Genomic DNA, 25,342 nt, shown 5'->3' with positions numbered 1-25,342 from the left:
GCTGATGGAAGTCAGCCGCGCTCCCGCAAGTACTCGGCCAGGATCGGGCCGATCACCGCGAGGGCCTCTGGCCCGGTCAGGTGGTTGTGTTCGTGGCCGGTCTGGTGGTCGGCGATCGCGCCGCTGACGTAGGGCCGCCAGGTGTCCACGTTCGGCGAGTAGCCGGGCCTGCGGCTGGTGCTGCTGAAGAAGAGCAGATCACCGTCGAACACGCCGGGCCGGTATTCGGCCGCCTGCTGAACCAACTGCCGGTAGTCGAGGTAGAGGCGTTCCAAGGCCGCGGCGTCGAGCGCACCGAAGGCGCCACCGGCCATCGCGTCCAAGGCGCCACCGTCTAGTGCGCCCGAGGCACCACCGGCAACGCCGCGCAAGGCGTCACCAGTCGACTCGCCCGAGACGTCACCAGTCGACTCGACCGAGGCACTACCAGTACCCGGCCCCCAGGCGCCACCAGCCGAGTCGCTCGGAACGCCAGTGGACGACTCGACCGAGGCACCACCGGCCCCGGCGCTCGAGGCACCACCAGCCATCTCACTCGAAGCGCCACCAGTCGACTCCCTCGAGACGCCACCAGCCGCCGCGGCCAAGGCACCACCGGCCGACTCGCCCGAGCCACCATCGACCACCGCGCCCGAGGGATCATCGGCAACGCCGCCCGAGGTACCACCGGCAACCATGTCCAAGGCGCCATCAGCGGATTCGCCCAAAGCATCAACGGCAACCTCGCCCAACACGCGCCCGCCGCGCAGGAGTTCGGCGGCGCGCTCGGCCAGCGGCTGGTCGCCGGTGAGCAGGGCCGGGTCGATGCCGCCGAACTCGGCGAGCAGGATCTCCGGCGGCGGCATCTCCGTGGCGCTCTCGGGTTCGACGTCGGCGCGACCGTCGATGATGACGAGCGCCGATACCGTCGCCTCTCGGCGCTGGAGTTCCACGGCGACCGCGTGGGCCAGCGGTCCGCCCGCCGAATAGCCGAGCACCCGGTACGGACCGTCCGGCTGGGCGGCCTGCATCTCGTCGGCGTAGCGCGCCGCGCGTTCGGTCAGCGACATGTCCGGCTGCGTGGCGGCGACGCCCGGTGATTGCAGCCCGTACACCGGGTGGCCGGGATCCAGATGACGCACCAATCCCGCGTAGCCCCAGGCCAATCCGATCGCCGGATGCACGCAGAACAGCGCGGGCCCGCTGCCGGACGGACGCAACGGCAGCAGCGGTCGCAGCGCGGGATCGGTCCCGTCCGCCCCCGCCTCCGGCTGCGCCACGATGCGCTCGGCCAGCGCTCCCGGCGTGGGATCGCCGAACATCCACTGCACCGGGACGGCGTGGTCGAGTTGTTCGCGCAGTTCGTCGACCAGGCGGACCGCGACCATGGAGGTGCCGCCGAGTTCGAAGAAGTTGTCGTCCAACCCGACTCGTTCCGCGCCGAGCACCTTCTCGAAGGCGCTCACCACCACGTGCTCGGTCCGGGTGACCGGCGGACGGTAGGGCAAGTCGGTGCGCTGCTGGACCACGCTCGGCGGTGGGTCGTAGACGACCGTGCCGGGCGGCGCGGTGACATCGATGTCGCCGAGGACCAGCTCCAGGTTCGCGGTGACGGCGTCGAGCAACTCGACGTACCTTTCCGTGAGCGTTCGCGCGGTGGACGGTTCGAACAGGTCGAGGGCGAAAGTGAGGCTGCCGTCGATGCCAGCGGGCGCTCCCTCTCCGTCGAACTGCTCGTCGAGCATCCACTCCAGATCGAATTTCGCTCCGACCGCGGGCACCTCGATCGCGCGGACACCGAGTTCGGGCACCCCGCCTGGATTGAACTCGAAGTTCTGGAAGGTCAGCAGCACCTGGAACAGCGGATGGTGGGAAGTGGAGCGAGCGGGCGCAACCACCTCGACCAACCGCTCGAACGGCAGATCGGCATTGCCGAACGCGTCCAGATCACCGTCTTTGGTTGCGGCCAGCAGCTTTTCGAAGGTGTCCTCGGAACGCACCCTGCTGCGCAACACCAGGGTGTTGACGAACATGCCGACCAGCTCGTCGAGTTCGCCGTCACCGCGTCCGGCGACGACCGTGCCGATCGCGACATCCTGCTGCCTGGAGATGCGGCCGAGCAGCGCGGCGAGGGCCGCGTGCGCCACCATGAAGTTACTCACGCCGTGCCACCGTGCGATCTGCCGAATGCGTTGCTGCGTGGCGACATCGATGTGGAAATCGACCAATCCCGCGCGATGGGTGGACATGGTCGGCCGCGGATGGTCGCTCGGCAGCGACGTCACGGCGGGCAGTCCGTCCAGTGCGTCCCGCCAGTACTCCAGCTGCCGGCGCGCCAGACTGTCGGGATCGTCGTCGGCGCCGAGCAACTCGTGCTGCCACAGCGCGTAATCGGCGTATTGCAGTGGCAGCGGCTGCCATTGCGGGGCGGCACCGGCGCGGCGAGCCGAGTAGGCCACCAGCACATCGCGGGCCAAGGGCGCCAGCGACGAACCGTCGGAGGCGATGTGGTGCATCACCACCACCATTACGGTGCGCCGCGGTTCGATCCGGAGCAGCTGCACGCGCAGCGAGAGCTCGGTGGTGAGATCGAAACCCTGCGCGCAGGCCATGGCGACCAAACGCGGAACGGATTCGGCATCGGCATCCGAGACGCGAACCGGCACAAAGGCTTCCGCCACACCACGCACGTCCTGGTACGGCTCGCCCTCGGCGTTCACCGGATATACGGTGCGCAGCGCCTCGTGGCGGGCGATGACGTCCATCAGTGCCGCCTGCACGACCGCGACATCCAGTTCGCCCCGCACCTCCAACGCGAGGGGCACGTTCTGCGCGGGCGAGGAAGGATCGTAGCGGTTGAGGAACCACATCCGCCGCTGCGCCGCCGAAAGCGGGACGTAGGTCGGCCGGTGGCGCGGTCCCGGACGCGGACCGGGCGGCGCCGCCGAGGTGCGCACCGCTTCGGCCAGTCGTTCGACGGTCGGGGCGTCGAACACCATCCGCACCGGAACGCGACGGTCCAGTGCCGCGCCGAGGCGGGCGGCGATGCGGGTCGCGATGAGCGAATTGCCGCCGAGCGCGAAGAAGTCGTCGTCGAGACCGACTCGCGGCACGCCGAGCAGCTCGCCGAAGGTCTCGGCGACGATGCGCTCGGCGGGCGTCGTCGGCTCGCGGAAGCGGCCCGCACGGATATCGGGAGCCGGGAGTGCCCGCCGATCGAGCTTGCCGTTCGCGGTGCGCGGCAGAGCGTCGAGAACGACGAGCGCCGACGGCACCATGTACGACGGAAGCCGCTGGGCGAGAGAGGCTTTCAGCGCCTCGAGGTCGATCGTCGCGACCTCGCGGGACGCGACGGCGTGGGTTTCCGCCGCGGGCGCCTCGGCCTCGTCTGCCGCCGCCTCGTGGGCACCCACTCCGTGCGGCACCACGTAGCCGACCAGCAGCTCGCCGACGGACGGATCGGTGTAGACCGTCACCGCCGCTTGGTGGACGGCGGGATCGCGCACCAGGGCCGACTCGATCTCGCCGAGTTCGATGCGCAGTCCGCGCAGTTTCACCTGGAGGTCACCGCGGCCGACGTAGCCCAGCGCGCCGTCGCGCCTGCGCACCAGATCGCCGGTGCGGTACATGCGTTCGCCGGGCGCGCCGTACGGATCGGCGACGAAGCGCGCGGCGGTCAGGGGCGATCGGCCGTGGTAGCCGCGCGCGAGGGCATGGCCGGACAGATACAGTTCGCCGACGACACCGTCCGGCACCGGGTGCAGCCGCTCGTCGAGCACGCGGACCGCGAGACCGGGGACCGGGCCGCCGATGGTGATCTCGTCACCGGGCCGCAGGGCATCGCTGCCCGTCGCCCAGATCGTGCACTCGGTGGGACCGTAGTCGTTGAACTGCAAGCGATCCGGCGCGGCCCACTGTTCGACCAGGTCCGGCGGGCACGGCTCGCCGCCGGTGATGATGCCGCGCAGCGCGGGTTCCGGACCGAGCACCGCGGCATCCACCGAGCCCAGCGCCGACGGCGAGAGCGCGATGTGCGAAACACGTTCGCGGGCGAGCAGTTCCCCGAGCTCCGGCCCGCCGAAAGCGGTGGGACCGGCGATCACCAGCGTCGCCCCCGCGCCGACGGCCATCAGCAGCTCCAGCACCGCGGCGTCGAAGCTCGGGGACGCAACCGCGAGCACACGCGAGTCCGCCGTGATGCGCATCCGATCGCGCTGGGCGACGGTGAGATTCGCCAGCCCCTCGTGTGTGACGACGACGCCCTTCGGTCGTCCGGTGGAACCCGAGGTGAAGATGACGTAGGCCGGATTCTCCCACCGCACCGGCGTCGTGCGTTCGGTGTCGTCGATCGGCACTCCGGTGGCCGAGTCGACCAGATCGGTGGTGGCCGGATCGTCCAGCGCGAGCCAGCGCACCGGCGACTCGCCGGAGTCCGCGCCGGGCAGCGACGGCGCGACGGCGCGGACCGTCACGCCGAGCCGCGCCCCGGAATCGTCCAGGATCTGCGTGATCCGCTCGGCCGGATAGGCCGGGTCGATCGGCACGAACGCGGCGCCGGTCTTGGCCACCGCCCACACCGCGAGCACCGCGGGCAGCGAGCGCCGGATGGCGATCGCGACCAGCTCTTCGGGGCCAGCGCCCGCGCTGATGAGCACCCGCGCCAACCGGTTGGCGTGCTCGTCGAGCTCGCGGTAGGTGAGCCGGGTGACGCCGTCGATCACCGCGACACCGTCCGGATTGTCCGCCACCGCCGCCGCGAGCAGCTTCGGCAACACGGCCGGTTCCGCCACCGGAGGCAGGGCCGGAACGACAAGGGCCGCAGCCTCTTCCGCGTCGAGCAGGTCGACATCGCCAACGGGCGCTTCCGGAGCCGTAGCGACCGCGCGCAACAACCGCAGCCAGCGGTCCGCGAACCGCTCGACGGTGTCGTGGTCGAACAGATCGGTGGCGTAGCCGAAGCGGATCGTCAGGCCCGACGTGTCGTCCGGCGCCACCGTGACGCTCAGGTCGAAACGCAGGCTCTGCTGTTCCAGCTCCACCGGCGCTACGTGCAGATGGGAGAGCGTGAGCTCGACCGGTGCGAGATTCTGGAACACCAACATGACCTGGACCAGCGGGTGCCGCGCCGCCGAGCGGGCCGGATCGAGCACGTCGACGAGGCTCTCGAACGGGATGTCGGCGTGCGCGAAGGCGTCCAGATCGGTGCGCCGCGTCTCGGCGAGCAGTTCGGCGAACGTGTCGGCCGAGTCGATCTCGGTGCGCAGCACGACGGTGTTGACGAACATGCCGACCACATCGTCCAGTTCGGCCGCGCCGCGACCCGCGACCGGCGTGCCGATCGCGATGTCCGATGTGCCGCTGAGCCTGGCGAACAGGGCCGCGAGCGCGGCGTGCAGCACCATGAACAGCGAACTGTGGTTGGTTCGGCCGAGTTCGTCCAACGCGGTGGCCAATTCGGCGTCGACGGTGCGCAGCACGGTGCCCGCGCGCAGCGACGGAACGGCCGGACGAGGCCGATCGGCGGGCAGCTCGAGCCGGTCCGGCAGGCCCTTCAGTGTGGTGGTCCAGTAGTCGAGCTGAGCGGCGAGCAGGGATTCCGGGTCGTCGGCCGAACCCAGCCGATCCCGTTGCCAGAGCGTGTAATCCGCGTACTGCACCGGCAATTCGGTCCAGCCCGGGATATCGCCGTTGGCACGCGCCGCGTAGGCCGCGAGCACGTCCCTCGCGAGCGGCCCCATGGAGAACCCGTCCGCGCTGATGTGGTGCACCACGACGACGAGGACGTGCTCGCCATCGGCGACGCGGAACAGGCGCAGCCGCAACGGCACCGCCGAGGCCACGTCGAAACCGGCTGTCACGCAATCCAGTACCGCAGCAGGCAGCTCGTCCGCCGCGATCTGGATCGGCTCCGGGTCGAGTTCCACCGCGTCCGGCGGCAGCACGACCTGGTAGCCGACGCCGTCGCGCGCCGGGTACACGGTACGCAGCGCCTCGTGCCTGGCCAGCACATCGGAGAGCGCCGCACGCAGAGCGCTCACATCCAGGTCACCGCGCAGGCGGAGCACCGCGGGGATGTTGTACGCACCGGATTCCGGGTCGTACTGGTTGACGAACCACATCCGCTGCTGCGCGGGCGCGAGCGGAATGTGCTCGGGCCGCGCACCGGATCGCGGTCCGATGCTGGGCCGTGCCCCGGCGCCCGCCGCGGGCAACCGGGCGGCCAGCGCGCGCACCGTCGGCGCTTCGAACAACAACCGGACCGGCACCTCGATGTCGAGTGCGGCGCCGAGCCGGGCGGTCACCCTGGTCGCGGACAGCGAATCGCCGCCGAGGGCGAAGAAGTCGTCGTACGCGCCGATGCCCGGCCGATCGAGCACCGCGCCGAAAACCTCGGCGACGACGCGCTCGACGCCGATCGGAGCCACGTATTCCACTGCGACGCATTCGGGTTCGGGCAAAGCGCGCACGTCGACCTTGCCGTTGCCGGTCACCGGCAGGACGTCGAGCACGGTCACCGCCGCGGGCACCAGGTGGCGGGGCAGGCGGCGCACCAAGTGGTCGCGCAGGCGCGCGCCGTCGAGTTCGGCGCCCGCCGTCGGAGCCACATAGGCCGCGAGCGCCAGGTCACCGGTGGGCCCGCGCCGCGGCACGGTGACCGCGAGTCCGACCCCCGGCACGTCGCGCAGCACCGCGTCGACCTCACCGGGTTCCACCCGGATGCCATGCAGCTTGACCTGGGAATCGTTGCGGCCCACGTATTCCAGGCCGCTGTGCGAGACGCGCCGCACCAGATCGCCGGTGCGGTACATCCGGTCGCCCGGAGCGCCGAACGGGTCGGGCACGAACCGAGCGGCCGTCAGCCCCGCGCGGCCGTGGTAGCCGCGCGCCAGACCGGGGCCCATCAGGTACAGCTCACCGATCGTCCCGACCGGCGCGGGCCGCAACCAGCGGTCGAACACGACCAGACCGAATCCCGGCATGGGCGCGCCGAGCTCGGCGGCCTCGCCGGGGACCAGCGGCGCGCTGAAGGTCGCGGCGACGGTCGCCTCGGCCGGTCCGTAGGAGTTCATCATCGACCGACCCGCGCCGACCCGGGCGGTGAGCTCGGGCGGACAGACCTCACCGCCGGTGACCACCGTGCGCACGCCGTTCCACGACGCGGCCGAGAGCGTGGCGAGCACGGCGGGCGGCGCGACGACGTGAGTCACCTCGTTCGCCACGATCACGGAGGTCAGCTCGTCGCCCGCGATCGCCGCCGCGGGCGCGGTGACCAGCGTGGCGCCGGTGTAGAAGGTGGACAGCCACACCAGCGTCGCGGCGTCGAAATTCGGGTTCATGCTGAGCAGGACGCGATCGCCCGGCCTGGCCCGCATGCGCGCCGCGGCACCCACCGCGAGCCCGCCGAGTCCGGCGTGGGTCACCACGACGCCCTTGGGTGTCCCGGTGGAACCCGAGGTGTAGATCAGATAGGCGGGGTGTTCCACGCGCAGCGGGCGCAGCCGGTCGTCATCGGTGATCGCCGCGTCGGAATGGTCCGGCAGCTCGGCGCGCAGCACCGGGTCGTCGAGCAGAGACCAGGACACCGTGCCGGGCAGTCGATCTCGGTGTCGCGCGGTGGTGATACCGAGCGGCGCGGCGCTGTCGGCGGCGAGGGTCGCGAGGCGGTCCTCGGGATGGTCGACATCGACGGGGACGAACGCGGCGCCGGACTTCGCGATCGCCCACACCGCGACGAACCAGTCGACGGACCGCGGCAGCGCGAGCAGCACCCTGGTCTCCGGGCCAGCGCCGGACGCGATCAGTCTGCGGGCCAAGCGATTCGAGCGGGCATCGAGTTCCGTGTAGTCGACGGCGTGTGCGTCGTCCTCGACCGCGACCCGGCCCGGACGCACGCCGCAGCGCAGCAGATCGGGCAGCAGCCGCATCGGCTGCGGTCGGGAGCGCAGCACGTCGGCGCGCTCCCCGCCGCACACACCGGCGGCTCTCCCCGCCGGGTCGGCGGCCATGCGGTCGAGCATCCGCACCAGGCGGTCGCCGATCGCGTGTGCCTCGTCGGCGTCGAAGAATCCGGTGGCGCAGCTGAGGATCAGCCGCAGCGTGTCGCGTGCGTGCGCGGCAAGCGACAGCGGGTAGTGGGTGCCGTCGCGGCCGCGGAAATCCCGCACCCGGAGCGCCGCGTGCTCGGCTGCGTTGCGCAGGGCCGCCGCGTCCACCGGATAGGACTCGTAGACGATGGCGGTGTCGAAGAGCACGCCGAGCCCGGTGGCGGACTGGATCTCGGTGAGTCCCGCGGTGTGGTGGTCGAGCAGAGTGCCCTGCTCGCGCTGGATCCGGCGCAACAGGTCACCGACCGGCTCGGCGGGATCGAGCGTGACGCGCACCGGGAGGGTGTTGACCAGCATGCCGACGATGCGTTCCGCGCCGGGCAGGTCGGCCGGTCGGCCGGAAACCGTCGCGCCGAAGACGATATCGGTCTCGCCGGTCAGCTCGGCGAGCAGCATGCCCCAAGCGCACTGCACCACCGTGTTGAGGGTGACGCCTTGGTCGGCCGCCATGCTGTGCAGGGCGAGGGCGGTCTCGGGTGTGAGCGGCAGGTCGAGATCCAGTTTCCCGGCACCGGTTCGCCGCCGGGTGCGGCCCGCGGTGACCAGCGTGGGGCCGGGCAGTCCGGAGAGCGCGTCCGTCCACGCCGCCGTCGCCGCGGCGCGGTCCCGGCGGGTCAGCCATTCCAGGTAGTCGCGGTACGAGACCGGCTGCGGGAAAGCCGTTCCGTCCCCACCGCTTTGGTAGCGCGCGAGCAGTTCGGCGAGCAGCAGCGGCATGGACCAGCCGTCGAGCACAAGGTGGTGGTTGGTGACGAGCAGCCGGATGTCGTCCTCGCCACACCGCACGCAGACGAACCTGACCAGCGGCGGGTGCGCGGGGTCGAACGGCGCGGCCAGCTCGCGGGCCGCGAACGCGTCGAAGTCGTCCGCGTCGACATCCACTGTGCGCCAAGGGACATCGACGTCGGCGAGCAGGATCTGCACCGGCTCGTCGGCGCCCGCCACGAACGCGGTGCGCAGCGCCTCGTGGACGCGCACGGTCGCGGTGGCGGCGGCCGCCAGCCGCTCGATGTCCACCGCTCCGTCGAATTCGAACACCGCCTGCACCGAGTACTCGTCGGTGCGGCCCGCGGCCAGTTGCGCGTGGAAGAGCAGACCATGCTGGAGCGGGGCCAACGGCCACACGTCCGTCATGGCGGGATACCTGGTGGCCCAGGCGTCCAGCTGTCGCTGACCGACCGAGACCAGGGGCAGATCGGAGGGCGTCAGTTTGCCCGCGTCGGGCTCGGCCAGTCGTCGGGCCAGTTCCTCCAGTGCGGAAATCCACTTCCCGGCAAGGGCTTCCATTTCCGCGCCGTCGACGACCTTCGAGGCGTACCGCCACACCGCGTGCAGCACCGAACCTTCCGGGCGTTCGACGACCACCGCGTCGACAGCGAGGACCGCCGAGGCAGGCAGCTCGGCGCCACCGCCCAGGCTCGCCGCGAGCGAGACCGGCAACCACGGCACCGCAGCCTCCGACGCGTCGGTGTCGCCCTCGGTCACCTGGCCGAGGTAGTTGAATCCGAGCTGCGGGTCCGGCGCGGCGCCGAGGACGGCGGCGGTCTCCGGGTTCGAATGCCGCAGCAGGCCGAAGCCGATGCCGCCGTGCGGGACGGCGCGCAGCTGTTCCTTGACGGTGACGAGCGCGTCCAGCGGACCGGCGTCGCCAATCGTCAACCGGACGGGGAACTGGCTGGTGAACCAGCCGACTGTGCGGGAGAGATCGGCGCCGGGTACGGCGGCCTCCTCGCGGCCGTGCCGCTCCAGCATGACCAGCGCGGGGCCAGGTTCGGCACGGTGTTCCGCGAGCGCCGAGGCCAGCGCGGTCAGCAGCGCCTCCTCCATACCGCAGCGGTAGGACGCGGGCAGCCGGTCGAGCAGCGTCGCGGTGGTCGCCGCGGGCAGGCTCAGTTCGAGGCGCTCGATGGTGTCGCCGGTGTCCATTGCCGGATCGAGCGCGCGGCGGCCGAGCGGCGGATCGGGGGTGGCGAGCACGGCGGCCCAGTGGTCGGCCTCGGCGGTCCACGGCTCGGTCGTCGCCGCCTCGGTGAGGGCGTGCGCCCACGTGCGCATGGAGGTGCCGACGGATGGCAATTCGGGCGTCTCGTCGGCGTGCGCCTGCGCCCAGGCGGAGATCAGATCGGCGATCAGAATGCGCCAGGACACCGCGTCGACGGCCAGATGGTGGATGACGAGGACGAGCCTGCCCGCCGCCTCCGCACCGGCGTCCAGCCAGGTCGCCGCGACCATGATCCCGGCCTCCGGCGCGAGTCGCGCGGTGGCCGCCGCGACGACGGATGCGGTGTCGATGCCCTCGATTTCGGGCATACGCACGCGCTCGAGCAGCGTCTCGGCCGCGAGCGTCCGCGGCGCCGCGACCTCCAAGCCGCCGCGAACCACCCTGGCGCGCAACATGTCGTGCCGGTCCAGCACCGCGCCGAGGGTGCGCACCAGTTCGGACTCGCTCAGACCTGCGGGCAGGGCGAGCACCATGGACTGGCTGAACCGCTGCCATCCCCGCTGCTCGAGCAGCCAGTCCACGATCGGCGTCCGTGGCAGGAAACCCACGCCGCCGCCGGGCAATTCGGCGAGCGACTGCCGCTCGCCGGGCGCGGTGACCACCGCCGCCAGGGCCGCGGGCGTCGGGTGCTCGAACACGTCGCGCGCCGAGAACACCAGATCGGCCGCCCTGCCGCGGGCGACCAGTTGGATGGAGAGGATCGAGTCGCCGCCGAGCGCGAAGAACGACACGTCCGCGCCGATCGACGGCACGCCGAGCACTTCGGCGAACAACTGGCACAGGACGCCCTCGACCTCCGACGCGGCAGCCCGCGACGCCTCGTAGGCCATCGGCTCCGGCAGCGCGCGCCGGTCGACCTTGCCGTTGCCGGTGATCGGCAGCGCGTCCAGCACGGTGATGGCGCCGGGCACCATGTGGCCGGGCAGCCGGCGCATGCAGAATTCGCGCAGGCTCGGCACGTCCAGTTCGACGGACCGCGAATCGTGGTGCACCGGAACCACATAGGACGCGAGCATGGCGCGTCCGGACGCACCGGTACGAACGACCGTGACGGAGATCTCCACCTCCGGGTGCGAATGGAGCACCGCGTCGACCTCGCCGGGTTCCACTCGCATGCCGCGCAACTTCACCTGGAAATCGCTGCGCCCCAGGTACTCCAGCACGACACCGTCGGCCGCGGCCGTTTCACCGGACGGTTCGACCGAACGCCAGTAGACCAAGTCACCGGTGCGATACATCCGGCTGCCCGCCGGTCCGAACGGGTCGGCGACCAGACGTTCGGCCGTCAGACCGGGGCGTCCCGCGTAACCGCGGGCCACTCCGGACCCGGCGATGTAGAGCTCGCCAGGTGTGCCGATCGGCACCGGCGCCAGCCGCCGATCGAGGACCAGCAGTCGCGCACCCGGCACCGGCCGGCCGATGCCGGAGGGGCGCTCGAGGTCCATGGCATCGGTGAAGGTGGCCGCGACGGTGGTCTCGGACGGGCCGTAGGAGTTCACCAGCCTGCGGCCGGAACCGAAGCGTGCCACCACTTCCGGCGGGCAGATCTCCCCACCGGTGGACAGCGCACGCACGCCGTTCAGGGCGTCGTCCGGCAGTGTGGTGAGCACGGCGGGCGTGGAGCAGAGGTGGGTGATCCCGGATTCCGCGATCGCGGAGGTGATCTCGGCGCCCGCCATGGCCTCACCCCGGCCGATAACCAGCGTCGCGCCGCTACCGAACGCGACCAGCAGTTCCAGCAGGGACGCGTCGAAACTCGGGTTCAGGCACTGCAGCACGCGCGAACCCACCTCGGGCCGATAGGCTTCTCGCACGGCGGCGGCCAGCCCCGCGATCCCGGAGTGCGAGACGACCACGCCCTTCGGCACGCCGGTCGACCCGGAGGTGAAGACGACGTAGGCGGCGTGCTCGAGGCGCAGCTCGCCCCGCGAGTCGGCTTCCGTCGAATCGCTCTCCACCGCAGTGGCTTCCGCCGCGTGGCCGTGGAGCGCGTCGAGAATCGCCGTGTCCGTGTCGATCTCGATCCACCGGACCGTATCGGGCAACCGCGAAGCCTGCCCGCGGGTGGTGATACCCAGTCGCGCACCGCATTCCGTCGCCATCGTGGCGACCCGCTCGGCGGGGTTGCCGATACCGAGCGGCACGTAGGCCGCGCCGGAACGCACCACGCCCCAGAACGCGAGCACCGACTCCATCGAGCGCGGCAGTGCGACGAGCACCGACTCGTCCGGCCCCGCGCCGAGCCGAGTCAGTCGCCGGGCCACTGCGCCTGCGGCGCTGTCGAGTTCGCCGTAGGTCACGGTGCGGTCGCCGTCCACCACGGCGACGGCATCCTCGCCCGCCGCGCGCAGTCCCTCGTCGAGCACATCCGGCAGCAGTCCGGGGGCGGGTGGCGTCGGACCGTGCATTCCTTCGCGCAGGACCACCTCGTCGTCGAGGAAGTACTCGACCTCGCGGACCGGGGTGTCGGGGTCGGCGTCCAGCAGCGCCTCGAACAGCTTCAGGAACCGCAGGTGGTGACGGGCCAGGGAATCCTCGTCGTAGAGATCGGGATTGGCGGTGAAGTCGAGGTAGATCGGCGCCCGCGCGCCGTGCTGGTAGATGTTGACGAACAGGTCCTCGATCGGGCCCGACGTGATCACGTGCAGATCGGTCTCGATGCCCGTGAAGTGGATCTCGGCGGGGAACAGCATGATGTTGACCACCGGGCCGACGATCCCGCGACCGCCCGCGACCGCCGCGTCGCCGTCCGCGCCCCGCCGGATCTCTTCGTGTCGAAACCGTTGGTGCCGTAACGCACCGGAGACCTCGATCCGGATCGCGTCCACGATCTCGGCCATGGTGCTGCGCTCACCCACCGTGACGCGCAGCGGAACGATATTGGCCAGCATGCCGCCGGAGCGGCGCAACATCGCGGTGGTGCGTCCGGAGACCGGCAGGCTCAGCACCACATCGTGCGCACCGGTGGACTGCGCGTAGAAGACCGCGAGCGCCGCCATCGCGATACCGGGCGTGCCGACGCCGTAGCGCGACGCGGCGGCGTCGAGTCGTGCCTTCGTCTCGTCGGAGAGCCGCTGCCGGTGCTGACGTCCGAGAGCGTGCGCGGGCGCGGCGCCCGGCACCAGACTGCACCGTTCGGGCATGTCCGCCATGCGCTGCGACCAGTACTGCGCGTCGGCGGTGAATCGGCTCGACTGCCGGTAGCGCACCTCGTCGTCGTAGATCTCGCGCAGCCCGGACGCCTTGCACGCGGGCGGCTCCTCGCCCGCCAACGCGGCGTTGTACAGCTCGGCGACGCGGTACAGCCCCGTCGCGGACGCGAAACCGTCCACCACGATGTGGTGTGCCCGCGAATACCACAGCACTCGATCGGGGGCGACCCGGATCAGCACCGATATCCCGGGCCGCTCATCGATCAGGTCCACCGGGGCGGTCACGTCCGCCCGCATCCAGCGCATGGCTTCGGCGTCCGGGTCGGCGGCGTCGCTGAGGTCCAGGTAGCTCAGGTTCGTGTGCAGGCTCGGATCGACGACCTGATACGGCTGCCCATCGCGCACCCCGAACCGCAGCAGCGCGGTCTCGTACTCGTAGGCGACCTGATGCGAGACCTCGATCAGCGTGTCGATGTCCAGCGGCCCGCGCATCTCGATGTACTGCGCTTCGTTGAGCGGCACCGAAGGATCCAGCTGCTGTGCGTACCACATGCCGAGTTGCGCGGGCGAAAGCGGGAAACCATCGTTCTCGCTCACGTCGATGCCCCGCGCGGCCGAAAGTCCGTGCGTCATAGTCGATCCCCTTGATTCGAGTCAGCCGGCTCTACGCGTCGTCGCGGAAATCGGCATGGCGTTCTTTCTGGTCGACGACGCCCGGTCCGTCTCCGGCTCCGGTTGGAGCTCGTAGGCGGGCACGTCGGTATCGGAGCTCGCGGTCAACCGGCTGACCATCACCTGCCGCACGTGTGCGGGCAGCGTGGGCGCGAACTTCTTGACATAGGCGGCCATCCACTCGGGTCGCCCGAGCAGGAACGGGAAGTCGGTGGTCATCATGCTGCGCACGACGAGCATCGGGATCGGCGAATCGAGCGGGTGGTAGTCCTTGTTCCACAACCCCGGCTCCTTGCATCCGGGATAGAACTGCCCGAGCATGAAGCCGCGCTCGACGAATCTCGACTTGAGCTCGTCGTGCAAGTCGTCGATCAGCGAGAAGTCCTGCAGGTCCGGCATCGCGGTGACGAGGGCGCGCAGCACCGCGCCGCTGCCCTCCGCCGGCCCCAGCCGCCCGAACAGCTCGAGCGCGTCCTCGATGACCAGTCGTACGTACGCCGGCCACGGACGGACGCCGGGCACCCGGCCGACCCACATCAGCTCGCGGCGCAGCGACGGCCGGATGTACGGGCAGACCGGCCCGTCACGACCGAGTTCCGGCACGTGGCCGGTCAAATAGTCCTCGGCCCAGGTCCGCACGGAGTCGACGGTGGACTTCGTGTGCGGACACGAAACATCTGAGTCGGACAAGGGGAACCAATTCATTCCCGACTGTTGTCCGATGACGATCTCGACCATCACTCACCTCGCGACGTAACGAGGTCGAGCGCGGTCTCGCGAACCTCCCGGACAGGCGCGTAGCCGATCACCCGAGTTTCTTGGGAAGTGGTTGTTCAGAATATGTGCGCTATGACGAAACACGCGTCAGCTCCTGCCGAAGTAACCCACGAAGCGCCTGTTCAGGCGCCTCCTATCAGCGAGGATCGACGTCAGCCTCCAAAAGCCCCGACCGGCTTCCGAAATATCCAGCTACCAATGGTTATGGGCCGGCAGGTCTCGAAACGAGCTACTTCGCGGACACGATGGAGCAACCGGTCGGTCGCGAACGAATATCGGCGAACGATTGGTGACACAAAAAAGGGAACGGCCGGGTAACAACCCGGCCGTTCCCTGATACGCAGGTGCGGGCGTCAGCCGCGCAGCAACGCCCTGGACATCACCACACGCTGGATCTGGTTGGTGCCCTCGTAGATCTGGGTGATCTTGGCGTCACGCATCATCCGCTCGACCGGGAAGTCGGTGGTGTAGCCGGCGCCACCGAAGAGCTGGACGGCGTTGGTGGTGACCTCCATGGCCACGTCCGAGGCGAAGCACTTGGCGGCGGCGGAGATGAAGCCGAGGTTCTTCTCACCGCGCTCGGCGCGGGCGGCCGAGGTGTAGACCATGAGGCGGGCGGCCTCGATCTTCATCGCCATGTCGGCCAGCATGAACTGGGTGTTCTGGAAGTCGGCGATGGCGGTGCCGAACTGCTTGCGGTCCTTGGTGTAGGCGATCGCCGCGTCCAGCGCGCCCTGGGCCAGGCCGACGGCCTGCGCGCCGATGGTCGGGCGGGTGTGGTCGAGGGTCTGCAGCGCGGTCTTGAAACCGGTGCCGGGCGCGCCGATGATGCGGTCGCCGGGAACGCGGCAGTTCTCGAAGTACAGCTCGGCGGTGGGCGAGCCCTTGATGCCGAGCTTGTGCTCGAGCGGGCCGACGACGAAGCCCTCGTCGTCCTTGTGCACCATGAACGCGGAGATGCCGTTGGCGCCCTTGTCGGCGTCGGTCACGGCCATCACGGTGTACCAGGAGGACTTGCCACCGTTGGTGATCCAACACTTGGAGCCGTTGATGATCCAGTCGTCGCCGTCCTGCTTGGCGCGGGTGCGCATGGAGGCGGCGTCGGAGCCCGCCTCGCGCTCGGACAGCGCGTAGGAGGCCATCTCGCCGTTGACGATGTCGGCGAGCACCTTCTGCTTCAGCTCCTCGGAGCCGTTCAGGATCAGGCCCATGGTGCCGAGCTTGTTGACCGCGGGGATCAGCGAGGAGGAGCCACAGACGCGGGCGACCTCTTCGATCACGATGCAGGTGGCGACCGAGTCGGCGCCCTGGCCGCCGTAGGCCTCGGGCACGTGCACGGCGTTGAAGCCGGCGGCGTTCAGCGCGGTGAGCGCCTCCTCGGGGAAGCGGGAGTTACCGTCGACGTCCTTGGCGTACGGCGCGATTTCCTTCTCCGCCAGACCGCGGATGGCCGCCCGCAGTTCGTCGTGGAAGTCCTCGAGCTTGAACAGGTCGAAATCGGGGTTTCCCGCCATGGGACACGCTCCTGGGTGGTGGGCTCGAGCCGCGTCGGCGGCCGGCGTTCATCTCGGCACTCAGTGCCACTTCATGCGCCAGTATACGCACAGAATTCCACGCCAAGTGGGGTGATCTTCTGGCACTGAGTGTCAACGCACCGGTAGGTGGTTCAGGTCACAGACTACCGAGCTTGCGGGTCAGCAGATCGGCGACCTGGCGCGATGGCATGTCCCTCGGGAACACCGCGACCACCATCTCCGCCGCGTCGTGGGCACGGCCGCGACCGCGCGGAATGGCCGCCAGTTCGACCCGCAGATCCGCGGCGCCCGCGTCCGACTCGCCGCGCACCATCCGGCGCAGCAGATAGTTGTGCGTCGCGGTGACCGCCGCGGTGAACTGCACCCTGGCGAGATCGGGGGCGTCTGGCAGGCGCTCGCGCAGATAGTCCGTGAACAGGCGCTCGTAACGGAACACGGTGACGATCTCGCGCTCGCGCAGCGCGGGCACCCTGCGCACCACCCGGTAGCGCCGCGCGGCGATCTCCCGCCACTGCGTGAACCGCTCGAAGACCTGCACGACAGCCGCGCACACGGCGTCCCACGGATCCTCGTCCTGCGCGTTCGCCAGATAGGCCGCCGCCTGCGCCAGCTGCGACTCGTGATCGGCGAAGATCACGTCCTCTTTCGACCGGAACTGCCGGAAGAACGTCCGCCGGGAAATCCCCGCCGCCTCCGCGATCTCGTCGACCGTCGTCGCCTCGTACCCCTTGTCCGCGAACAACCGCAACGCCTGATCCACCACGGTCAACCGAAACCGCGCCGGATCCTCCCCGGCCCGCGCCCGCCCACTCTCCTCAGATGCCACGGCAGCCACCGTAGCGACCGAAGCTTGAACTGCCCCATGACCCCGCGAGGTTGTTTCGTTTGTTTCGCATGTTTCGTATAATTCGTTTAGAAAGGAGGTGCTCATGGCCGGAATTCACGCCGCCAAGCGCATCGAACCTGGAGAGATCGACACCGAGGTCGCGGCGCGCGCCATGCGGCGCATCAAGGACTACCTCATGCGCCATCCGTCGGAAGAGACCATCAGGGTCGACGGTGAGACGGGCGGCGACAACGCGCTCATCCTGCCCCGCGAGGTGGTCAATATGGTGGCCTTCATCCTCGCTCAAGCCGCCGAGGGCCGGGGCGTCTCGATCGTGCCCTCGCACGCCGAGCTCACGACCCAGCAGGCGGCGGACATGCTGAACGTCTCCCGCCCCTATGTCGTTCGACTGCTGGAGGCGGGCGAAATCCCGTTCCGGCTCATCGGCACGCACCGCAGGATCCGCTTCGACGACCTGAAGGACTACCAGCGGCGTAGTGAGGCCAAGAGTCGGGCCGCAGCCGATGAACTGTCCGACCTCGGACAAGAACTCGGCATCTGACCATGGCCTTTGTAGTCCTGTACGACGCCAACGTCCTCTACGGCAATACGCTCCGCGACATGCTCATCCGTCTCGCGAGATCCGGTGTCGTCCAGGCGAAGTGGACGAACGCGATTCTCGATGAGATGCTCCGAAACCTCGCGGACAAGCGACCGGATATCCCGGCCTCCAGGCTGCAGTGACTGCGCGAGCTGATCGTGGCCGCGGTGCCGGACTGCCTCGTCGACGCTTATGAACCGCTGATCGAGGGCCTGAAACTGCCGAACCCCGACGATCGGCACGTTCTCGCGGCCGCCATCAAGGTGGGCGCGCAAGTGATCGTCACATCGAACCTGTGCGACTTCCCGCCGGAGCAGCTGGCGGCATGGGACATCGAAGCCAAGAGCCCGGACGAATTCGTCCTCGACCAGATCGCCCTCGACGACCGCATCGTGTGGGCATGTGTGCAACAGATAGCCGACTCTCGTCGCAATCCGCCGGAATCCGTCGACGAAGTACTCGACGCGCTGGAAAGCGCAGGCTTGGTCGAATCCGTGACAGCCCTGCGGTCCGGACGCCGCTGTTGAGCGACGCCCGGACGGGTGACACGTCAGCCGAGGAGTTTGGTGCGGAGGGCTTCGTCCTTTTCGAGGACGAGTTTTTCCAGGTCGGCCTGGAATTGGGTCATGCGGGTGCGCAGGGCCGGGTCGGCGGCGGCGAGGATGCGGACCGCGAGCAGGCCCGCGTTGCGTGCGCCGCCGATGGAGACGGTGGCGACCGGGACGCCCGCGGGCATCTGCACGATCGAGAGCAGCGAGTCCATGCCGTCGAGGTACTTCAGCGGGACCGGCACGCCGATCACCGGAAGCGGAGTCGCGGAGGCGACCATGCCGGGCAGGTGGGCCGCGCCGCCCGCGCCCGCGATGATCACCTGGACGCCGCGATCGGCCGCCTCGCGCGCGTAGTCGAGCATGCGCTGCGGCGTGCGATGCGCGGAGACCACGCCCACCTCGAACGGCACGCCGAACTCGGCGAGCGCCTCGGCGGCCGCCTCCATGGTCGGCCAATCGGAGTCGCTGCCCATGATCAGGCCAACTCGAGGATTACTCATGGGGATCCCATCCGTCGGTCCACACCGCGTGCGACATCCAGTGCGCCGCCCGCTCTGCCTTCTCGCGCACCTCGGCCACGTCGTCACCGAGGATGTTGATGTGCCCGATCTTGCGATCGGGGCGTTCGCCCTTGCCGTACAGGTGCACCTTCGCGTCGGGCATCCTGGCGAACAGGTGGTGCAGCCGCTCGTCCATCGACATCTCGGGCGCCTGCTCGGCGCCGAGGATGTTGGCCATCACGGTGACCGGAGCCAGCGGGCTGGTGTCGCCGAGCGGGTAGTCCAGCACGGCGCGCAGGTGCTGCTCGAACTGCCCGGTGCGCGCACCGTCCATGCCCCAGTGGCCGGAGTTGTGCGGGCGCATCGCCAGCTCGTTCACCAGCAGCGCGCCGTCGTGGGTCTCGAAGAGCTCGACGGCCATCGCGCCGACCACGCCGAGTTCGGCGGCCAGGTTCAGCGCCAGGGTCTCGGCCTCGGCGGCCTGCTCGTCGGCGAGGTCCGGCGCGGGCGCGATCACCACCGCGCACTGCCCCTTGCGCTGCACGGTCTCCACCACCGGCCAGGTCGCGGCCTGCCCGAACGGCGAACGGGCCACCATCGCCGAGAGCTCGCGCTTCAGATCGACCTTCGCCTCGGCGAGCAGCCGCACACCGTGCGCGAGCTGGTCGGTGACGATCCGCTCGGCCTCGGCGGCGTCGGCGGGCATCCACACACCGCGGCCGTCGTAACCGCCGCGCACTGCCTTGAGCACGAACGGCCAGCCGTGCTCGTCGCCGAAGCGCACCGCGTCGGCGGGCGCGGCGACCGGGGTGAACGCGGGCACCGGGACACCGAGCTCGGCGAGCTTGGTGCGCATGGCCAGCTTGTCCTGGGCGTAGATCAGGGCCTGCGGCGGCGGCGCCACGTTGACGCCCTCGGCGACCAGCGCCTCGAGGTGCTCGGTCGGCACATGCTCGTGGTCGAAGGTCAGCGCGTGCGATCCGACGGCGGCCTTGCGCAACGCGGCGAGATCGGTGTGGCTGCCGAGCACCACCTCGGGACTGACCTGCGCGGCCGGGTCTTCCGGGTTCTCGGCGAGCACCCGGAGCCGCTGGCCGAGCGCTATCGCGGCCTGATGGGTCATTCGCGCGAGCTGACCGCCACCGATCATGGTGACGGTGGGCATCGCGGCTTGATCGAACGAACGGGTACTCACGTCGTGCAATCTTGTCATGTCCGGCCGCAATGACCGCTACCGGTACACTCGGCTCTCGTGTCTTTCGTCGACGACGTGGTCAGCGTCCTCCCCCGGCCCCTGCGGGAGATCGCCTACCGCCACCACGAGCTGATCAAGTTCGCGATCGTCGGCGCGACGACCTTCGTGATCGACAGCGGGATCTTCTACTTCCTCAAGCTGACCGTGCTGACCGAGAAGCCGGTCACCGCGAAGATCATCTCCGGCGTCATCGCCGTGATCGCCTCCTACATCCTGAACCGCGAGTGGTCGTTCAAGAACCGCGGCGGCCGGGAACGCCACCACGAGGCGCTGCTGTTCTTCGCGGTCAGCGGTGTCGGCGTGATCCTCAGCAACATCCCGCTGTGGATCTCCAGCTACGTGTTCGACCTGCGGCAGCCGAACGTCAGCTTCGTGGTCGAGAACGTCGCCGACTTCGTCAGCGCCTTCATCATCGGCAACCTCCTGCAGATGGCCTTCCGGTTCTGGGCGATGCGGCGCTGGGTCTTCCCGGACGAGATGACCGAGCTGGAGGCCGAGCTCGAAGAGCTCATCGAAGAGGAACAGCTCGGGCAGGCCTGACCGGCTGACCGTAGTCTCAGCGCGGCTCGGGCGCCGCGCCCGCCGCCCGCGACGGCGTCCACGATCCGAGGAACACCGCGAACAGCGCGGGCCTGCGCCGCTGCAACTCCAGACGTCCACCGTCCGCCTCGATCAACGCGCGCGCCAGCGCCAAGCCGACGCCCGTCGACCCGCCCGCGGAGAACCCGCGATCGAAGATGTGCGGCGCCAGCTCGTCGCGCACGCCCTCGCCCTCGTCGGCCACCTCCACGCACACCAGCGGCTCGCGAGCATTGCCAGGACGGACCGTGCGCACCGACACCGTGCAGATGCCCCCGCCGTGCATGAGCGCGTTGTCGATGAGCACAGTCACCGCCTCTCGCAGGCGCGACGCGGTGATCGGCGCACGCAGCGACTCGTCGCCGGTCAGCACCAGCTCGCGCCCCGCCTCGGCGAACGGATGCTTCCACTCGGCGACGATGCCGCACAGCTCGTCCATCACCGGGATCGGATCGCGGTCGGCGGCGTCCTCGTCGCGGGACGCGCGAACCAGTTCGTCGATGGCGTCGGTGAGCCGGTCGACCTGCGCCATCGCCTCCTCGGCCTCGTGCACCACCTCGGGATCGGCGTGCGCGGAGAGTTCGTCCAGGCGCAGCCGCACCGCGGTCAGGCGGCTGCGCAGCTGGTGGGAGACATCGGCGACCAGCGCGTGCTCGCGTTGCAAACGGCCCGCGATCTCCACGGTGGCCGAGTCGAGCACGTCGGAGACGCGGTCCAGTTCGGAGATGCCGTGGCGGCGCGGGTCGGCGCGGAAGTCGCCCATCGCCAGCCGCGCCGCGCGCGCCGCGACGTCGCGCAGCGGATCGGCGACCCGGCGCGCCGTCACCACCGCGACCGTCACCGCCGCGCCGAGCGAGGCGAGCACGGCCAGCGCCACCACCGCGACCGCCTGCCGCTGCCGCGCGTGCATGGGCGCGGCGGGCACCTCGAGGCGCAGCGATCCCGATGTGCCCATGGACAGCGATTCCACCAGCGGGTCGGGCACCGAGTCCGCGCCGATGTCGAGGCGGGAGGCGTTGTCCTGCGGACTCGGGTAGACGATCGTGAGCTTGCCGTTCTCCGGCACCAGCGGACGCACCACGCGCACGTCGAGACCGCCGCGCACCAGGCCGTCGGCCTGTTCCTGGGCGATGACCTCGGTGGCGATCCGGTCCAGCCTGCTCTGCAAGTCGTTGCGGGTGATGTCCTCGACCCACAGCCAGGCGGTGTAGGTCAACGGCACGCCGAGCACGACCGTGGTCAGTGTCAGCACGGTCAGCATCGACCGCAGGATCCGGCGCCGCACGTCAGTCGGTGTTCAGCCGGAAGCCGACGCCGCGCACCGTGACGATGCGCCGCTCGGCCATCGGCCCCTCGTCGCCGATCTTGCGGCGCAGCCAGGACATGTGCATGTCCAGCGTCTTGGAGCCGCGTAGTTCGGCGTCGCCCCAGACCTCGCGCAGGATCGTCTCGCGCGGCACCACCTGGCCCGCACGGTCGATGAGTACCTTGAGCAGCTCGTACTCCTTGTTCGCCAGACCGACCTCCGCGCCGTTGACGAGCACCCGGCGCGCGGCAGGCTCCAGCCGGATGCCGCCGACCTCGACCGCCTCGTCGCCGATTCCGCTGCGGCGCAACAGCGCTCGCACCCGTGCCAGCAATTCCGCGAGCCGGAACGGCTTTCCGACGTAGTCGTCGGCGCCCGCGTCGAGCCCCACCACGAAATCGACCTCGTCGGTGCGCGCGGTGAGCATCAGCACGGCGAGATCGGCGCCGCGGGCGCGCACTTGCCTGCACACCTCCAGTCCGTCCATGCCGGGCAGGCCGAGATCGAGAATCAGCAGGTCGTGATGGCCTTCGAGAGCGCGGCGCAGCACGGCGGGGCCGAAGCTCTCCACGGTGACGTGATAACCCTCCCGCCCCAACGCTCGCGACAGCGGGGCGGCGATGGCCTCGTCGTCTTCGGCCAGGAGTACGGCGGTCATGGAAACAGATTACGGATCGCGGGCGCGAACGCCCGACTCACCGATGGCCGCCCGCCGGGCCGAACCCGTGCTGGTGGCTCGACCTGTCCACTTCGAACACCTGGTGGTAGAGCAGCGCGTGCACGTCCTGCACGCCGGGGATGTCGTCGTATTCGAGCGGCTCCTCCGAGGACGAGCCGATGATCAGGGTGCCGGTGCCGAGCATCCGGTCGAACAGCCCGTGCCGGAACTGAACGCTCGAGATGCGGCTCATCGGGATATCGATGCCGGTGTGGGTGAGCACGCCCTGGCGCACGAGCACGCGCCGGTCGGTGATGATGAAGTGGGTCGTCCGCCAGCTGAGAATCGGTGCGACACAACGCCAGACGACGATCGCGAACCAAATGGCGAAGATCAGGCCGAGCACGACGGTCGTGGCGGTGCCCACGGTGTTGCGGTACGCGAGTCCCCCGGCGAAACCGGCCAGCGCCGTGGCCCCGATCAGCGTCACGATGGGCCAGAAGAGCATCTTCCAATGCGGATGGCGATGGAGTATCAACTGCTCGTCGGGGGCGAGCACATCCTCCGGATAACCCATGCTCGGAACCCTACCCCGGCAAGATGCCAGAATGCCTGACACCGGCTCCCGCGTGCTGCACAATCGTCAGCTTGCGGGGGATCGCTTCACTGGCTGTATCGCATTGCGCACGACCCGGCTCCGCTCGCTCGACAAGCTCGGCCCCGATTCAGACGACAACCACTCGGCATGACGTGTACTGACGACTGTGGAGGCGTGTGTGACCAAGGATCTGACCCAACTCGAAATCCTGACCGAACTCGAACCGGTGGCCGAGCAGAACCTGAACCGGCATCTGTCGATGGCCAAGGACTGGCATCCGCACGACTACGTGCCGTGGGACGAAGGGCGCAACTTCGCGGCGATGGGCGGCGTGGACTGGGAACCCGAGCAGTCCACACTGAGCGACGTGGCCAAGGCCGCGATGATCACCAACCTGCTCACCGAGGACAACCTGCCCTCCTACCACCGCTTGATCGCGCAGAACTTCTCCCAAGACGGCGCGTGGGGCAGCTGGGTCGGCCGCTGGACCGCCGAGGAGAACCGGCATGGCATCGTCATGCGCGACTACCTGGTCGTCACCCGGGGCGTGGATCCGGTCGCGCTGGAACAGGCCAGGATGATCCACATGACCCAGGGCGTCGACGCGCCCGCGGACTGGGACGGTTTCCTGGTCAACGTCGCCTACGTGACCTTCCAGGAGCTCGCCACCCGGGTCAGCCACCGCAACACCGGCAAGGTCTGCGAAGACCCGATCGCCGACCGCATGCTGCAGCGCGTGGCCGCCGACGAGAACCTGCACATGATCTTCTACCGCAACCTGTGCGGCGCGGCCCTCGATCTGGTTCCCGACCAGGCGATCATGGCGCTGACCAGGGTGCTCACCAGCTTCGTCATGCCGGGCGCCGGGATGCCGAACTGGCGCCGCAACAGCGTGCTCATGGCCAAGCACGGCATCTACGACCTGCGCCAGCATCTCGACGAGGTGGTCTCACCGGTACTGAAGAAGTGGGACATCTTCGAGCGCAACGATTTCGGGCCGCGCGGCGAGCAGGCGCGCGAGCGGCTCGGCGAGTTCGTGGACAAGCTCGGCCGCGACGTGCTCAAGTTCGAGGAGCAGCGGGACCGCATGCTCGCCAGGGAGGCGGCGAAAGGGGACTTGCAGCCCGCCTGATCGCTCGTACGGGTCGGTGGCGGTGGCGAACCATCGCCACACCACCGCCGATCAGTAATCGGCGCGCAAGTGGGTGACGTCGCCCGCGGAGACCGCGTCGTGCCCGATCAGCAAACGCCCGGTCGCGTCGATGCCCGTCGCGACACCGGTCAGGGTCCGGCCGCCGGGCAGTTCGGCGCGCACGTCCATGCCGAGCGTGGCGCAGCGCTCGCGGTAGGCGGCGGCCAAGTCGTCGGTCGCCCACGACGCGTCGCGCCAAGCCGTGAAGCGGCGCGCGAACTCGGTCAGCAGCGACTGCGCCACCAAGGTGCGGTCGGTCTGTGCCGCGCCCGCCAGCGCGAGCGAAGTCGCATGCGGCACCGGCAATTCCGCCTCGGTGAGGCCGACGTTCACGCCGACGCCGATCACCACCGCGGGTACATCGCCGCCCGCGGCCACCTCGGCCAGGATGCCCGCGACCTTGCGGCCGCCGATCAGAATGTCGTTGGGCCACTTCAGCATCGCGTCCACACCCGCCGTGGCGCGCAGTGCGTCGGCCACTGCCACGCCGGTCAGCAGCGGCAGCCAGCCGAGCACCTCGGGCTCGATGCCGGGCAGCCGCACCAGCATCGACATCGCGATCTGCGCCCGCGGCGGACTGACCCAGGTACGCGCGTGCCTGCCGCGGCCCGCCTTCTGGGTCTCGGCGATCAGCACGCGGTGATCCTCGGAGGTCGCGGCCGTGGCGATCAGATCGGCGTTGGTGGAACCGGTGGATTCCACCACCTCCACCCGCGCGAAGAAGTCCGCGTAGTCGCTCTCGGCGAGGCCGCGCCGCAACTGTTCGGCATCCAAAGGCGGTCGGTGCGCGGAATCGGGCGGTGGCGTCTGCACGAACCGCAGGCTACTCGCCCCCGTCCCGGAGTCGGGACGGGAGCGATCGGTCTCAGCCCACGAGGTCGTAACCGGCCATGCTGCCCGGCTCTCGCTCCCCGCGCGCGGTGGTGTCGGAGGTCGGCTCCTCTTCCTCGAACTCCGGATCGAGGATGGTCGGCTCGGCCTCGCGCACCCGCCAATTCGTCGACGCCGCCGTGGCGTATTCGGCGACGGTTCTACCCCACTCCCACATGTCTGG

Annotated in this window: 17 protein-coding genes; 6 read left to right on the top strand and 11 right to left on the bottom strand. The window is 69.8% G+C overall.

What is annotated here, in order from left to right; translation table 11 throughout:
* Positions 1 to 11 precede the first annotated feature (11 nt).
* The 4 genes from T333_RS08395 to T333_RS08380 all read right to left on the bottom strand — a co-directional run bounded on the left by T333_RS08395 (position 12) and on the right by T333_RS08380 (position 17,048).
* Positions 12 to 13,871, bottom strand: a complete 13,860-nt coding sequence (locus T333_RS08395; protein ID WP_496424074.1) for an amino acid adenylation domain-containing protein — start codon at positions 13,869 to 13,871, stop codon at positions 12 to 14.
* A gap of 21 nt (positions 13,872 to 13,892) precedes the next feature.
* The gene (locus tag T333_RS08390; protein ID WP_496424073.1) at positions 13,893 to 14,549 is read right to left on the bottom strand and encodes a DUF6875 domain-containing protein; all 657 of its coding nucleotides are present in this window, start codon (positions 14,547 to 14,549) and stop codon (positions 13,893 to 13,895) included.
* Positions 14,550 to 15,040: 491 nt separating this feature from the next.
* Positions 15,041 to 16,201 (bottom strand): acyl-CoA dehydrogenase, encoded by a 1,161-nt coding sequence (locus T333_RS08385; RefSeq protein WP_067787697.1) that lies wholly within the window; start codon positions 16,199 to 16,201, stop codon positions 15,041 to 15,043.
* A gap of 157 nt (positions 16,202 to 16,358) precedes the next feature.
* The gene (locus tag T333_RS08380) at positions 16,359 to 17,048 is read right to left on the bottom strand and encodes a TetR family transcriptional regulator (RefSeq protein ID WP_354999941.1); all 690 of its coding nucleotides are present in this window, start codon (positions 17,046 to 17,048) and stop codon (positions 16,359 to 16,361) included.
* Positions 17,049 to 17,151: 103 nt separating this feature from the next.
* Between T333_RS08380 and T333_RS08375 the strand changes: the two genes are divergently transcribed.
* Genes T333_RS08375 through T333_RS08365 form a run of 3 tightly spaced genes read left to right on the top strand, consistent with a single transcriptional unit; the run spans position 17,152 to position 18,176 of the window.
* Positions 17,152 to 17,610 (top strand): helix-turn-helix domain-containing protein, encoded by a 459-nt coding sequence (locus tag T333_RS08375; protein ID WP_496424072.1) that lies wholly within the window; start codon positions 17,152 to 17,154, stop codon positions 17,608 to 17,610.
* A 2-nt stretch (positions 17,611 to 17,612) separates the two neighbouring features.
* Complete coding sequence (locus T333_RS08370) at positions 17,613 to 17,792, top strand: hypothetical protein (protein ID WP_496424071.1); 180 nt, start codon at positions 17,613 to 17,615, stop codon at positions 17,790 to 17,792.
* 15 nt (positions 17,793 to 17,807) lie between these two features.
* Positions 17,808 to 18,176, top strand: a complete 369-nt coding sequence (locus T333_RS08365) for a VapC50 family PIN domain-containing toxin (protein WP_496424070.1) — start codon at positions 17,808 to 17,810, stop codon at positions 18,174 to 18,176.
* Positions 18,177 to 18,199: 23 nt separating this feature from the next.
* On the opposite strand, the gene purE is transcribed toward T333_RS08365, so the two are convergent.
* Both purE and T333_RS08355 read right to left on the bottom strand, forming a co-directional pair.
* A complete protein-coding gene (purE, locus tag T333_RS08360) occupies positions 18,200 to 18,700 on the bottom strand; it encodes a 5-(carboxyamino)imidazole ribonucleotide mutase (protein WP_141807175.1) in 501 nt (166 codons plus the stop codon).
* Positions 18,693 to 19,913, bottom strand: a complete 1,221-nt coding sequence (locus tag T333_RS08355; RefSeq protein WP_496424069.1) for a 5-(carboxyamino)imidazole ribonucleotide synthase — start codon at positions 19,911 to 19,913, stop codon at positions 18,693 to 18,695. The genes purE and T333_RS08355 overlap by 8 nt, the downstream gene beginning before the upstream one ends.
* A gap of 39 nt (positions 19,914 to 19,952) precedes the next feature.
* Between T333_RS08355 and T333_RS08350 the strand changes: the two genes are divergently transcribed.
* Complete coding sequence (locus T333_RS08350; RefSeq protein ID WP_496424068.1) at positions 19,953 to 20,495, top strand: GtrA family protein; 543 nt, start codon at positions 19,953 to 19,955, stop codon at positions 20,493 to 20,495.
* 16 nt (positions 20,496 to 20,511) lie between these two features.
* Here T333_RS08350 and T333_RS08345 read toward each other — a convergent pair whose 3' ends face one another.
* Genes T333_RS08345 through T333_RS08335 form a run of 3 tightly spaced genes read right to left on the bottom strand, consistent with a single transcriptional unit; the run spans position 20,512 to position 23,075 of the window.
* The gene (locus tag T333_RS08345; protein WP_354999943.1) at positions 20,512 to 21,819 is read right to left on the bottom strand and encodes a sensor histidine kinase; all 1,308 of its coding nucleotides are present in this window, start codon (positions 21,817 to 21,819) and stop codon (positions 20,512 to 20,514) included.
* A 1-nt stretch (position 21,820) separates the two neighbouring features.
* Positions 21,821 to 22,498: a response regulator transcription factor gene (locus tag T333_RS08340; protein ID WP_354999944.1), complete on the bottom strand. Its 678-nt coding sequence runs from the start codon at positions 22,496 to 22,498 to the stop codon at positions 21,821 to 21,823.
* A 37-nt stretch (positions 22,499 to 22,535) separates the two neighbouring features.
* A complete protein-coding gene (locus T333_RS08335; RefSeq protein WP_357251062.1) occupies positions 22,536 to 23,075 on the bottom strand; it encodes a PH domain-containing protein in 540 nt (179 codons plus the stop codon).
* A gap of 31 nt (positions 23,076 to 23,106) precedes the next feature.
* Between T333_RS08335 and T333_RS08330 the strand changes: the two genes are divergently transcribed.
* Positions 23,107 to 23,247, top strand: coding sequence for a hypothetical protein (locus T333_RS08330; protein ID WP_354999946.1), 141 nt, complete (start codon positions 23,107 to 23,109; stop codon positions 23,245 to 23,247).
* A 27-nt stretch (positions 23,248 to 23,274) separates the two neighbouring features.
* Positions 23,275 to 24,228, top strand: a complete 954-nt coding sequence (locus T333_RS08325; RefSeq protein WP_354999947.1) for an acyl-ACP desaturase — start codon at positions 23,275 to 23,277, stop codon at positions 24,226 to 24,228.
* Between the two features lie 51 nt (positions 24,229 to 24,279).
* Here T333_RS08325 and T333_RS08320 read toward each other — a convergent pair whose 3' ends face one another.
* Together T333_RS08320 and T333_RS08315 are read right to left on the bottom strand one after the other, a co-directional pair.
* Positions 24,280 to 25,101: a biotin--[acetyl-CoA-carboxylase] ligase gene (locus tag T333_RS08320; protein ID WP_357251069.1), complete on the bottom strand. Its 822-nt coding sequence runs from the start codon at positions 25,099 to 25,101 to the stop codon at positions 24,280 to 24,282.
* 52 nt (positions 25,102 to 25,153) lie between these two features.
* Positions 25,154 to 25,336 carry a hypothetical protein gene (locus T333_RS08315; protein ID WP_357251071.1) on the bottom strand — a complete coding sequence of 61 codons (183 nt, stop codon included), beginning with the start codon at positions 25,334 to 25,336 and terminating at the stop codon, positions 25,154 to 25,156.
* Positions 25,337 to 25,342: the final 6 nt, after the last annotated feature.

It is taken from the genome of Nocardia sp. CNS-044 (assembly GCF_059570515.1).
Note: the sequence above shows the minus strand (reverse complement) of the source record. Positions and strands in the feature narration are given on the sequence as shown.